Source organism: Alpinimonas psychrophila (assembly GCF_014137865.1).
Classification (GTDB): Bacteria; Actinomycetota; Actinomycetes; order Actinomycetales; family Microbacteriaceae; genus Alpinimonas; species Alpinimonas psychrophila.
On record NZ_JACGWU010000001.1, the window covers coordinates 261,178 to 274,181 of the forward strand.

At 60.3% G+C, this 13,004-nt stretch carries 11 protein-coding genes; 4 read left to right on the top strand and 7 right to left on the bottom strand.

Annotation, left to right across the window (positions count from 1 at the left end; all coding sequences use genetic code 11):
* Window positions 1-13: 13 nt before the first annotated feature.
* The 3 genes from dapE to FB555_RS01280 all read left to right on the top strand — a co-directional run bounded on the left by dapE (window position 14) and on the right by FB555_RS01280 (window position 2,628).
* A complete protein-coding gene (gene dapE, locus FB555_RS01270; RefSeq protein WP_182483636.1) occupies window positions 14-1,105 on the top strand; it encodes a succinyl-diaminopimelate desuccinylase in 1,092 nt (363 codons plus the stop codon).
* 37 nt (window positions 1,106-1,142) lie between these two features.
* Entirely contained in the window at window positions 1,143-2,327 is a 1,185-nt protein-coding gene (locus tag FB555_RS01275; RefSeq protein ID WP_343046365.1) for a hypothetical protein, read from the top strand.
* Window positions 2,328-2,448: 121 nt separating this feature from the next.
* A complete protein-coding gene (locus FB555_RS01280; RefSeq protein WP_182483637.1) occupies window positions 2,449-2,628 on the top strand; it encodes a DUF3117 domain-containing protein in 180 nt (59 codons plus the stop codon).
* A 142-nt stretch (window positions 2,629-2,770) separates the two neighbouring features.
* Here the strand turns inward: FB555_RS01280 and FB555_RS01285 are convergent, their stop codons facing one another.
* The gene (locus FB555_RS01285; protein WP_182483638.1) at window positions 2,771-3,400 is read right to left on the bottom strand and encodes an O-methyltransferase; all 630 of its coding nucleotides are present in this window, start codon (window positions 3,398-3,400) and stop codon (window positions 2,771-2,773) included.
* Window positions 3,401-3,462: 62 nt separating this feature from the next.
* On the opposite strand from FB555_RS01285, the gene FB555_RS01290 reads away from it, so the two are divergent.
* Window positions 3,463-3,864, top strand: a complete 402-nt coding sequence (locus FB555_RS01290) for a twin-arginine translocase TatA/TatE family subunit (RefSeq protein ID WP_182483639.1) — start codon at window positions 3,463-3,465, stop codon at window positions 3,862-3,864.
* Window positions 3,865-3,916: 52 nt separating this feature from the next.
* Here FB555_RS01290 and FB555_RS01295 read toward each other — a convergent pair whose 3' ends face one another.
* From FB555_RS01295 to FB555_RS01320, 6 genes are all read right to left on the bottom strand, one after another.
* Window positions 3,917-5,098, bottom strand: a complete 1,182-nt coding sequence (locus FB555_RS01295) for an Mrp/NBP35 family ATP-binding protein (protein ID WP_182483640.1) — start codon at window positions 5,096-5,098, stop codon at window positions 3,917-3,919.
* Window positions 5,064-5,582, bottom strand: coding sequence for a DUF1003 domain-containing protein (locus tag FB555_RS01300; protein WP_182483641.1), 519 nt, complete (start codon window positions 5,580-5,582; stop codon window positions 5,064-5,066). Before FB555_RS01300 ends, FB555_RS01295 begins: the two co-directional genes overlap by 35 nt.
* A complete protein-coding gene (locus FB555_RS01305) occupies window positions 5,569-6,906 on the bottom strand; it encodes a magnesium transporter MgtE N-terminal domain-containing protein (protein ID WP_182483642.1) in 1,338 nt (445 codons plus the stop codon). Before FB555_RS01305 ends, FB555_RS01300 begins: the two co-directional genes overlap by 14 nt.
* Window positions 6,907-6,954: 48 nt before the next feature.
* On the bottom strand, window positions 6,955-10,395 hold the full coding sequence (locus FB555_RS01310; RefSeq protein WP_182483643.1) for a bifunctional proline dehydrogenase/L-glutamate gamma-semialdehyde dehydrogenase: 3,441 nt from the start codon (window positions 10,393-10,395) through the stop codon (window positions 6,955-6,957).
* Window positions 10,396-10,408: 13 nt separating this feature from the next.
* Window positions 10,409-11,857, bottom strand: a complete 1,449-nt coding sequence (locus FB555_RS01315) for an aminopeptidase P family protein (RefSeq protein WP_182483644.1) — start codon at window positions 11,855-11,857, stop codon at window positions 10,409-10,411.
* A gap of 95 nt (window positions 11,858-11,952) precedes the next feature.
* Window positions 11,953-12,990 (bottom strand): endonuclease/exonuclease/phosphatase family protein, encoded by a 1,038-nt coding sequence (locus FB555_RS01320; RefSeq protein WP_182483645.1) that lies wholly within the window; start codon window positions 12,988-12,990, stop codon window positions 11,953-11,955.
* Between the last annotated feature and the right edge of the window lie 14 nt (window positions 12,991-13,004).

Consider the following 13,004-nt stretch of genomic DNA (forward strand, 5'->3'; position numbering starts at 1 on the left):
ATAAAGTAGGGGCATGTCCGCGTCGCAAGTGCTTCTTGACCTCACCGCCGGAAGTGTCGCTTTAACCGCCGCCATCTGCGACATTGAGTCCGTTTCGGGTAACGAAGAGGCCCTTGCCAACGCCATTATGGATGCCCTTTCGACCTACTCGCACCTAGAGCTCACTCGCGCTGGCAACACGATTGTGGCCCGCACACATTTCGGACTCCCACAGCGGGTCATCATCGCGGGACACCTCGACACCGTTCCCCTCAACGACAATCTGCCGACCCACTGGGAGCAAGATTCCCTCGGGGACGACTGGTTGTGGGGCCGCGGCACCGTGGACATGAAGGCGGGCGTGGCCGTTCAATTGACGCTTGCCGTCGAACTGACGGCGCCGGCCTTCGATATCACCTGGATCTGGTACGACCTTGAAGAAGTCGATGCGGAGCGGAACGGACTCAGGCGACTCGCGCATACGCATCCGGAATTTTTTGTGGGGGACTTTGCGATCTTGGGCGAGCCCAGTAACTCCACGGTCGAAGGCGGCTGCAACGGCACTATTCGGGTGGATATTCGAGCACGTGGCTTGCGCGCTCACTCGGCTCGCGCCTGGGCAGGCGAGAACGCTATTCACAAGCTCGCGTCGGCGCTCGCCATCTTGAGTGCGTACGAACCGCGTCAGGTTGAGGTCGAGGGCCTTCTTTATCGCGAGGGTTTGAACGCCGTGGGCGTCAGTGGGGGAGTGGCTACCAATGTCATCCCCGACGAGGCCACCCTTCACGTGAATTACCGATTTGCCCCCAGTCGCTCGGCGGCCGAGGCGATTGTGCACATGCGCGAGATCTTTGCCGGCTTTGATGTAGTCGTCATCGATCAGGCGGAAGGTGCCCGTCCTGGATTGACGTCTCCGATTGCCCTCAACTTCGTGAACGCGGTGGGCGCCGCACCGACCCCCAAATACGGTTGGACCGACGTCGCGAGATTTTCGGCCATGGGGATTCCCGCCGTGAACTTTGGTCCAGGCGATGCGACGTTGGCTCACGCTGATGATGAACGTGTCGCCGTGCGCCAGATTACTGAGTGCGAAAACGCGCTTCGAACGTGGCTGTTGGGTGAATAACAGTCGCGAAGCCTCGCGAGGAACGGGGAGTGCGCGCGTGCGCCGACGCCCGACGCCCGGCCCCCGCGTTCCGTGGTGGCTTGCTGTCTTCCTCATTTTTGCCGGGGGGCGCATCGTCACCACCGTCATGTTGGCAATTTTGGCCAACAACCAGGCCGCTAACGCCTGGACCGGTGCCCAACCCTCCCTCCTAGATTTTTCGTCATTGTGGGACGGCCGGTGGTACAACATCATCGCCGTGTCGGGGTACCCGAGTGAACTTCCCATCACGGCCGAGGGCCACGTGGGTGAAAGTGCGTGGGCGTTCCTTCCTGCTTATCCGGCGATTGTTCGCGGGGTCATGGTGATCGGATCCGTACCCTGGAACGTCGCGGCCGTCGGAGTATCGCTGGTTTTTGCCCTTGCCGCCACACTTGTTTTCTATAAGCTTCTCGCGCGGGTCGTCCCCGTTCAGCAGGCACTTTTCGCTGTGGTGCTCTTCTCGATCGCGCCTGTTTCGCCGTTGTTCCAGTTGGCCTATGCGGAGTCGATGCAGCTTTTCCTGATTGCGGTGGCGCTCTATCTTCTGATGCTCCGGAGATACGGCTGGATGATTCCCGTCATCCTGGTGCTGTCGTTCACCCGCCCGGCGGCGTTGGCTCTGGCACTCGCGCTGGGGTTTCACTGGATTTATCGCTTTGGCAAACGCAGCCGTGGCCGTTTTCCGATGCGTGAGCGCGTTTTGGTGGCGGTTGTGGCCTTCATCGCGGCTGTCGGCGGTCTGTTGTGGTTGGTCATTGCCGGGGTCGTAACGGGTGTTCCGGATGCCTACCTCAGCACCGAGTTAGCATGGCGTTCGGCCTATATCGGCTATCAAGATTTGCTCCCGTTCATGCCGTGGGTGTTGTCATCGCAATGGTGGTTACCGGGACTGTGGGGCTACCTCGCGTTGGCCGGTATCGTTCTGGTCTTCATCGTGTTCATGCTGACGCCCGCCGTCAAAAAACTTGGTGTCGACGTCCGTTTTTGGCTCGCCAGCTATGGCCTGTACCTCATTGCTGTTTTCTTTCCGCAATCGAGCACGTTTCGGCTCTTGGCGCCACTGTTCCCCGCGCTGGGTGCTCTTGCGGCTCCGCGGTCGCGCGTGTACCGAATTGTGCTGGTCTTGGTGAGTTTGGCCCTGCAATGGGGCTGGCTGTTGATTTGTTGGCGTGTGGATGGATACGACTGGACGCCACCATAAACATGCACCTCGCTGCTCAAATGAGCACACATTCGTGTGCTGAGGGACGTCCGCTTGGTTATGAGAGGCCCCTTCCATCGGGGATAATAGAGACATACCAATATGTGAAAGGGGAAAACACATGGCTGCAATGAAGCCACGAACCGGAGACGGACCCATGGAGGCCGTCAAGGAGGGTCGCCTCATAATTGTGCGCGTGCCTCTCGAAGGTGGCGGACGCCTCGTAGTGTCGGTCAACCCTGACGAGGCAAAAGAGTTGCACGGCGTCCTCGACGCGGTCGTCAACCCGGCCGTTGCCTAGTCCTTCAGAAGTATTTTTGCTTTAACAACGTCGTCTTTTTTTGCCGCCAATGATTGCCGGACAACGTGAGCCGATTGCTTTAACGTATGAGAGCCCCGCTGCGTGCGGGGCTCTCATACGTTAAATGGCTCGCGCAACAGGGCTAAGCGATCTTGGTGACCTGCAAGAGTCCATCGCCGGCGGGGGAGAGCGCGGTAATGACCGCGTCAGAAGAATTAACTTCGTTCAGCACTGCGCGGAAAGCGCTGGCCAGGGCGTTCCTTTTGGCGGGGTCTGCGACCTCACCGCGCCAGAGCGCGTGCGGGAGTAAGACCGTCCCACCGATGCGCACGAGGCGCAGGGCGTGCTCGATATTCTCCAGGAGTTGCTTGGGATCCCCATCGATGACAACGATGTCGTAGGAGTTTTCATTCATGCGTGGCAGGACATCCAGCGCACGCCCGGTGATGAGGCGAACACGGGAGCTGGGGTAACCGGCCTCCGTGAAGAGGGTGCGGGCGAGTTCGTGATATTCAAATTCCTCATCAATGGACGTGAGGGTCGCCAGAGGGGCACCGCTTAAGAGCCACAGGCCCGAGACGCCAAGACCGGTACCTATTTCGACGATGTTGGTGGCACCCGTTGCCGCGGCGATGAGACCAAGCTGCGCGCCAATGGCCAGAGCCACGGGTTCGATTCCATGCTCCAGCGAGAGCGCCCGAGCCTTGGCTCCGACCTCGGATTCGGGCACGAACTCGTTCGCGAACATCCAATTCAATTCATTGTGTGACATAGCGCTCTCCTTGGCCTCCAGACTAGGGGCGGGCAGACAATTCGGGGCGGTAGTCTCGTAGTGTGTTTGGTTTGACGTTCGATAAACTCCTCGTGATCGGGGTCATAGCCGTCTTCTTGCTAGGCCCGGAACGCTTGCCGCATTACGCGTCGCAGCTGGCTCGGCTGGTCCGAAGCTTGCGCGACATGGCCACGGGAGCCAAAGCGCGCATGAAAGACGAGCTGGGTGATGACTTTGATGAAGTTGAGTGGCAAAAACTCGATCCCCGCCAATATGACCCTCGGCGGATCATTCGCGAGGCACTCCTAGACGTCGTTAATCCGGACGAGCCTGCCGCCACGGTGAAGTCCCCGTTGAAGGCACCCCCGATTTCGGAGTCGGCTTACGTCAAACGGCAGGAACGAAAGCTGCGCGATGAAGCGGATCGGGCGCTACCCACACCCTTTGACCTCGAATCGACTTAGCACCAAGCACAACTACACCGTAAAGCCAACTTTCCGTCGCCACGGTATGTCATTATTTTGGGCTGAGCCCGAGTGAGGTGCCCACGCGCGACGGACCGGCCGTCAAGATGATTCGGGCCAAAGCGACAATCGCCTGACTAGCAGGGTCAGTCGGGTGCGCCGCCACAACGGGGTCTCCGACGTCGCCACCGGCGCGCAGGGCGATGCTGAGCGGAATCTCGCCCAACACGGCAACGGGGGTGTCCTGCCCCGCGGAGAGGGCCTGGGCAACCTCGGCTGCACCACCGGAACCGAAGAGCTCGAGAACGGAGCCGTCCGGCAACGGAAGCCCCGCCATGTTCTCCACGACACCGAGAATCCGTTGGCCGGTTTGGCGAGCCACGACACCGGCGCGCACGGCAACATCTGCGGCCGCGGACTGCGGGGTGGTGACGACGAGCACCTCGGCGTTGGGTAGCAATTGCCCGACCGAAATAGCCACGTCACCGGTGCCGGGAGGAAGATCCAGCAGCAGGATATCGAGATCGCCGAAGTAAACATCCGTCAAAAACTGCGTGATCGTGCGATGCAACATGGGGCCACGCCACGCAACGGCAACGGAGGCATCTTCGACGAACATGCCAATTGAGATCACCTTCACATCGTGAGCGATGGGCGGAAGTATCATGTCATCGAGGCGGGTCGGTTTGACGGCGATGCCCGCGGGGGCGAGGCCCAGGAGTCCGGGGATGGAGAAGCCGTACACGTCCGCATCCAAAATACCGACCGACATGCCCTGGGCGGCGAGGGCCACCGCGAGGTTGGCGGTGAGCGTGGATTTTCCGACGCCCCCTTTGCCGCTGGTAACCGCAATAACGCGGGTCAAGGTTCCCGGGCCAAAGGGATTCTCCCGGCGGCCGCCGGGCTTGAGACGAGCGAGGAGGGCTGCCCGCTCATCCGGGGTCATGACCTGCACGTCAACCGTGGTGGTTTCGATTCCCACGATTCCCGTAGAGGCCGCTTCGACATCACGTTCGATGGAGCGCGCTGCTGGGCATCCGGCAATGGTGAGGCGAACCTGCACGGTCGCGGTCGTTCCTTCGACGCTGACCGGTCCGATCATTCCCAGCTCGGCAAGGCTTAAACGGAGTTCGGGATCACGAACGGCACCGACTGCGGCTGTCACGGCAGTTGTCAGCGCAATGGCGAGGGAGGATGTGCTATTCACGCGTGGGGGAAGCCGCGGGTTCGTCATCGGCTTCTAAATCTTCGAGGAGTGAGCGCAATTCCGAGCGGATAAAATCCTTGGTCGCGACGTCTTTGAGGGCGAGCCGCAGGGCGACAACTTCGCGAGCGAGGTACTCGGTATCGGCGAGGGTGCGCTCGGCACGCTGGCGGTCCTGTTCGAACTGAACGCGGTCCCGGTCGTCTTGGCGGTTCTGGGCGAGCAGAATCATGGGCGCAGCATAGGAAGCCTGGAGGGAGAGAATTAGTGTGAGGGCAGTGAAGCCGATGGCGGCAGAGTCAAAGCGCCATGCCTCGGGAGCAAAAGAGTTGAAAACGATCCAGGCGACCGCAAAAATAGACAGCCCAACGAGGAACCAGGGCGTTCCCATTCCGCGGGCGATGGACTCTGTCAACCGACCAAAACGGTCATTGCTCTGCCCGGGGCGAGACGAGAGGACGCGCAAGCCTTTGGGCGTGTCAAAGCGCTCATCGTAACGATTATTTCTTGCCACGGGAGCCCCTCCTCACGGTGATGCGGGCGGCCGCCGAGGTAAGGCGAGAAACCGGTATGGCGGCTGTGTCAGTTTTCACCGAGCCGCCGTCATCATGACTGCGCCAGTCGTTGGGCAGCAGGTAGTCGAGCACGTCATCCACCGTCACGACACCGACAAGGCGGTGGTTTTCGTCAATGACGGGTACAGAAACGAGATTGTAGCTCGCCAAAATTCGCGAAACCTCGGCGGCCGAAGTATTGACGGAGATGGGCTCCAGGCCGGTGTCCAGCAGGGTACCGATGCGCTCGTGGGGCGGGTAGCGCAACAGGCGCTGAAAATGAACCATGCCCAAGAAACGGCCGGTGGGGGCTTCAAAAGGAGGCAATGTAACGCAAATCGCCGCCGCCAACGTTGGGGCAGTTTCATGACGACGAATCAGCGCCAACGCCTCGGCGACGGTGGCATCAGCAGAGAGAATGATGGGTTCGGTGGTCATCAAACCACCGGCCGTGTCGGCGCCGAACATGAGCAGCATGCGCACGTCTTCTGCTTCTTCAGGTTCCATGAGCGCGAGAAGTTCTTCACCCCGTGAACCGGGCAGCTGGGCAATGAGGTCGGCGGCGTCGTCCGGCTCCATCTGATCAAGCACGTCGGCGGCGCGATCGTTGTCGAGCTGCGCCATGATTTCGATCTGGTCACTCTCGTCCATCTCCTCGAGCACGTCGGCAAGACGGTCATCGGGCAGCTCTTCGGCGACCTCGAGTCGACGTTCCTGAGGCAGGTCGAGGAGAGTGTTGGCGAGGTCAGCGGGTCGCAGTTCGGAGTAGCTGGCAATGAGCTGTTCTGCGGACTGAGCTTCACCCTCGGCTTGTACCTCCGTGATGAGATTCCATGGAACGAGAGCCGTTGCTCCCTTGGAGAGCGGGGCTGCACCGTTGCGTGGACGGCGGACGAAAAGCTGACTGATCGCCCATTCTCCGGGAGCCGTCTCTTCGATGGCCGAATCCTCGATGGTGGCCTCGCCACTACCGTCATTGAAGTCAACTTTGCGCCCCAAGAATTCGGCGAGCAGACGAACTTCGCCACCACGCTGCTCGAAACGCCGTGGGTTGATTTCGCCCGTGGTGATAACTTGGCCGTTGGCCATCGACTGCACGCGACCAATCGAGACGAAAACGCGGCGTTTCTTGCCGGAAATCTCAACAATCAAGCCCACAACGCGCGGCGCCATTTCGTTGCGGTACACGACCATGACGTCGCGAACTCGGCCCACCTTGTCTCCCGCGGGGTCAAAAACGCCACACCCGGCTAAACGGGCAACAAATACTCTCTGGCCACTCACACCTCTAACTTACCCGCCCAAGATGTTCGTGAGGTTGAGCACAGGGAGCTAAATCAGAGCATCCGTTAGATGGTTGGGAGAACCAAAACGATGCGCAGTGATGCTGATTGCTTGCTCCCGGAGGAAAATGAGTGATTCGATGCGGCCGGCCAGAACAACATTGCCCGCGTAGACGGCGATATCTGGTCGTCCTGCGGTGGCTCGCGTAACAGATTCCCCTGATCCGCCAATGAGTCGAATACGGGTACCTGAGAGCTCCCGTCCGCCTTCTTTGAGAACCGTGAGCCATGACTCATCGGATCGTTGATCCACACGGAGCGAGGAGGCATTCAGTGCCCACAAGATGCCATCGGGAAGTGTGGTTGGAGCGGATATTGTGAAGTCGGATCCGGCTCGCAGCCCGGCAAGCACAACCCGCATGAGTTCCACGGGGTTCCCCGTCTCGGTGAGTCGAATCTGCACGGGTAGGGGGCGATAACGGAAGACGTTGCGTTCCACTCCGAGCTGTGATACGTCTGTTGCTATGCCCAGTTCTGTCGACCAGGAATATTGATCAAGGCTCGCTGCCTGCCGAATCCAGGCCAGTTCGCCTCCGGATAGTAACCCCGACCGGTTGAGTGCATCGATGACGGTCAGCACGTGCTCGTGCACCGGAGCGACTCCGCCATCGGACGACGCGGCGATGCCCCAGGTTCCGAGGCCAAAAAGATAGTTGGGACCGCCCGCTTTACTGCCTGCGCCGACGGCAGATTTCTTCCAGCCTCCGAATGGTTGACGCTGAACGACGGCGCCGGTGGTCCCACGGTTGACGTAAAGGTTTCCCGCCTGGATCTCTTGCAACCAGAGTCCGATTTCTTGGCGATCGAGCGAGTGAATACCGGCAGTGAGACCAAACTCGACGGCGTTGGCCAGCCCGATAGCCTCGTCAAGCGTTGTGGCTGTCATGATGCCCAAAACCGGACCGAAGTACTCGGTTAGGTGAAAATGTGAACCGGCAGCGACGCCTTCACGTACTCCCGGTGTCCAGAGTGTGCCCGTGCCATCGAGTTGCTGTGGTGCGACCAACCATGTCTCACCCGTATCCAGGGTTGTGAGGGCATCCAAGAGTTTTCCGTGTGCCGGTTCGATGAGAGGCCCCATCTGCGCCAACGGATTGGTGGCATAGGCGACGGTCAAACTGGTCACGCCGTCGATGAGTTGGTGTCTAAAACGTTCGGAGGTGGCGACGGAGCCGACCAGAATCACCAAGGATGTAGCCGAGCACTTTTGACCCGCATGCCCAAACGCTGAAGAAATGACATCTTTGGCGGCCAAATCGAGGTCGGCGCTTGGCGTGACGATGATGGAGTTCTTGCCACTTGTCTCGGCGAGGAGCGGCAGATCTTCGCGAAGCGATCGGAAGTGTTCTGCGGTCTCGTACCCACCCGTGAGAATCACGCGTTCGACACGGGGGTCAGCTACGAGTGCGCTCGCAAGCTCTCGCGTGGTCACATTTACGAGTTGTAGGGCTGAGCGAGGAACGCCCGCTTCCCAGAGCGCCTCCACCATCACAGCCCCGCAGCGACGAGCCAGAGCGGCCGGTTTGATGATGACGGGGGATCCGGCAGCCAGGGCAGCCAGCGTAGATCCGGCGGGAATTGCGAGGGGGAAGTTCCACGGGGGAATAACCGCAATGAGCTTGGCGGGGGTAAAGTCTGCACCGGAGATGCGCCCCAATTTCTTCGCCTGCTCCGCGTAGTAGTGGGCAAAATCAATTGCCTCACTGACTTCTGGGTCTGATTGATCTAGGGTCTTTCCGGCCTCAGTAGCCATGACCTCCATCAAATCGGCTCTCCGTACCTCCAGAATCTCGCCCGCACGGTGCAAAATTTCTGCACGCGCCTCGGCGCTCAGCGCAGACCAGTGCGCTCCTTCCGATGTAGCGATAGCGAAAACTGCGTCTAACTGGTCGTGATCACGGACCATCGAGGTTTCGACCGTGTTAATGCCCAGAGTGGAGGCGCCCGCCCGGGCAAGAATTGCTCGCCCCCAGACACGATTCGCGGCGATTGCGGGATCGGTGTCGGCCGTGTTGTGAAAAGCGTTTGTGGGCATGGGTGCAGCTGGGAGGAAACGATTCTGTACGCGATGCGACGCTGGCACGACATCGTCTAGCGCCGCTAGAGAAGCTCGAAAACGGCCCTCTTCGCGTTGGAACAATGGTTCGTTGACGGCGAGCTCAAAAACAGCCGACATGAAGTTGTCCTGGCTTGCGCCCTCCTCTAACCGACGGATGAGGTAGGAGATTGCGACGTCAAACTCAGCCGGGTGGACAACGGGGGTGTACAACAGAAGGCCGCCCACATCCTTTTTAACAGCTTCGGCTTGGCCCTGAGCCATCCCCAACAACATTTCGAACTCGATCCCGTGCGTCACGCTCCTTTCTTGGGCGAGAAGCCATGCAAAGGCAATGTCAAAGAGATTCTGGCCAGCGACACCAACGCGCACGTTATCGATTCGATTGGGGTCAAGGGCGTAGTCGAGGACGCGCTTGTAGTTTGTGTCGGTCTCTTGCTTGCTGTGCATCGTAGCCAGCGGCCAATCGTGCAGGGTCGCTTCCGCACGCTCCATAGGGAGATTGGCGCCCTTGACAACACGCACCTTGATGCCTGCCCCGCCGTGGGTACGGCGAGCAGCAGAAAACGTTTGCAAGCGCATCATCGAGGCCAGAGCATCTGGCAGGTAGGCCTGCAGAACAATGCCGGCTTCCAGCCCCACAAGATGAGGGTGATTCAGGATGCGCATGAAAACCTCCAACGTGATGTCGAGGTCCTTGAATTCTTCCATGTCAAGGTTGATGAACTTGGGGGTGGCGCTGGCGGCGGCAAGTTCGTAGAGAGGGAGCAGGTGCCCCACGAGGTGTTCGACTGTTTCGTCGAAGGCCCACGGGGAATGTGGTGCCTCGGTGGAAGAGACTTTAAGAGAGACGTAATCGACATCATCGCGGCGAAGTAAAGTTCGTGTGCCCTCCAGACGTCGTGTCGCTTCGCGCTCGCCAAGAACCGCCTCCCCGAGGAGATTGATGTTGAGGCGGATGCCTTCACGACGCAGGGTTGAAATGGCGTCGCCGAGCTTGGCATCAGTTGCGTCCACAATGAGGTGGCCGACCATGTTGCGCAGTACTCGTCGAGACAAGGGGATGATGAGAGCGGGCATCAGTGGCGCGAGGAGACCACCCAAGCGCACCGCGGCACGCAAATACAAGGGCAAAAAAGACGGCACAGTGGGCGCCAGAATAGCGAGGTTTCGCGCTGCCACGTGAAGATCTTCGGGGCGCACGACGCCGTCAACGAAACCCACCGTAAAGGCAAGACCGTTGGGGTCCTTGAGCACTCCCGCCAGTTGTTTGGCCGAAGAATCCACGGGGTAGTTCTGGGCTTCAGCGAGCCATTTTCGCACTAAGACAACAGCGTCATTGGCGAGACGCGAGCTCAGGTTCTCCGAGATCATTTGCTCAGTATGCCTAGGCGTTCATGGGGCGAACCCACTTCTCGACCTCGTCGGCAGTTCGGGGTATTCCCGCGGAGAGGTTTTCGGCCCCGGTCGCGGTGACCAGAATGTCGTCTTCGATGCGCACGCCAATTCCACGAAATTCGGCCGGAACGGTGAGATCATCCGGCTGAAAATATAGCCCCGGCTCAATGGTGAAGATCATGCCCGGCTCAAGAATGCCATCCATGTACATGTCGCGCCGGGCCTGCGAGCAGTCGTGCACGTCAAGCCCCAGGTGGTGACTCGTGCCGTGCACCATGTAGCGACGGTGATGTTGGTTATCGGGCAATTTTGCTTCCTCGGCGCTCACGGGGAGCATGCCCCACGCGGCCGTTTTCTCGGCAATAACAGCCATCGCCGCGGCATGAATATCTTTAAACCGGATGCCCGGCTTCACAATCGCAAACGCCGCATCCGCGGCCGCTCGTACCGCTTCGTAGACGTCACGTTGCACGGGGCTGAACGTACCCGAGACGGGAATCGTGCGCGTGATGTCGGCCGTGTAGTAGCTGTCGAGTTCTACGCCGGCGTCGATGAGAATCAGGTCTCCATCGTTGACGGTGCCGTCATTGGTGGTCCAGTGCAAGATGCACGCGTGGGCCCCGCTTGCGGCGATGGTGTCGTAACCAACGCCGTTGCCTTCAAGCCGCGCACGGGAGGAAAAGGCACCCTCGACGAGGCGTTCTCCGCGAACGTTGCCGGCGATAGAGGGCAAAACCCTCGCGATATCAGCAAAGCCCAGCGCCGTCGCGGCGATTGCCTTGCGCATTTCTGCGATCTCCCACTCGTCTTTCACGAGGCGCATCTCACTGAGGTCACGGGCCAGGTCTTCGCTCAGGGGAAGCTCGGCGAGGGCGAGGTCCTCGGGAGAGAGTTCGGAAAGGTCGACGGTAGCGATCCCTAAGTCGGCAGCAACCTGCGCCAGGGAGGGGCGGGGGCCAATCCAGAATTCACCAATCGTGGAGTTCGCGTAGAACTCGTCGGAGTCGCGCCCGGCGCGCTCGCGGAAGTACAGGGTGGCTGTGTGACTCAGGCCGTCGATACCGGGGGTGTCAAGCGGCGCCATCACGAGCACGGCGTCGGGTTCACTATCGGAACCCCATCCGGTCAGCCAGCTGAAAGCGGTATGCGCCCGAAACGGATACTCGGTGTCGTTGCTGCGTTGCTTGAGCGCTCCGGCGGCAACGATTATGCGCTCACCCGCGTGGGTTGCACTGAGTTTCTCGCGGCGAGCGGCGGCAAACGGAGCCTGCTCGCGGAGGGCAGGAACGACCTCTTCGCGCTCCGCCCAGCCACTCGCAATGTACTGTCGAAAACGCTCGGAACTCGGTGTCGTTGATCGATTTGCGTCTTGGTCAGGGACAATGTTCGTGGCATCGGTGCGGGCATCGGTTGCGGGGGATGTGTCTTTGCCGGTCATAGCTCTAGTCTGTCACGGAGCCTGAGGTAAGGACCCTTCTGCGAGGGCATTCTTCCCCTTCAGAAACGCGGGGTAAGGCACCCACGTACCCACCGTCAGGGAGTGCGAGTGAGCGTGGAAACGACCGGCCGATGATCGGCACCCCCGGTGTCAACATCGGTGAGAACACGAAATGCCGAGACTGTCCACGACGGGGATGCCATCACGTGGTCAATGGGGGCGCCTAACCAGGCCGGCACCCACGAAGGCCAGGTGCCGACCCCCGCATTTTTCGTCGTCAATGCCGCGTCGACGCATGAACCGAGTTGCGTACCGGTCGTTCCAGGAGTTGTCATTCCGCTGAGGTTATCGACCGTTGCGTTCAGGTCCCCTGCCAGAATCACGTTGTCGCGCTCGCAGGCAGCCTTGAGCCAGTTAAGGTCGCTGCGCCACAGGCCCATCGAGAGCGCATTGGGCGAGACGGCATGCGCCGCCACAAGGGTTGGGCCCTGCCCGCTCACGGGTACAGCAATGATGCTGGGCGATATCGCCGTGTTGCCGACGCTGTCGTCGATCTCGTACTCGCCCAGAGAATCTGCAATGAGAATCACGGTCGAGTGGGCAATGTAGTCGCTGTCGAAGGCGATAGCGTGCTCCGTGACGGGAATGCCGCCCTGCCCAATGATGAGGGCCACGTTATGGGCCGTCTCTGCACTGGTCTCGACGAGCACGACAACGTTCGCCTGGTTTTCGAGGGCGAGGTTCGCGATGGCGAGCGCCGCAGGTTTGTCGCCCATTGTGTTCCAGGACAGCACCGTGACGTCACCCGGTTGGGCGTTCGAAGCACTCGCCGTTGTGGAGCCATTGTCGAATCCCAACCCGCGGTCGTATAACACCCATCCGGATGCGGCTATGAAGACCACCAACCAAAAACCGACGGGCTTGGTTAGGGTCCGAATTGGCCGGCCGAGTCTGCCCAGGAGGAGGAGCCCAATGGCCAGGAGTAGGGCGACGATCACGGCGGATCCGCGCAACGCGACGATCCCGGCCCACGGCCAGGTTCGTGAAAGTCCGACAAGTTCGGGCCAGAATGCGAGGCCAAGAAATGCCATGGAGGCCAGGCCGACAAGGGGGGCAAGAAAACGAGAGAACATCGACAACTAGCATG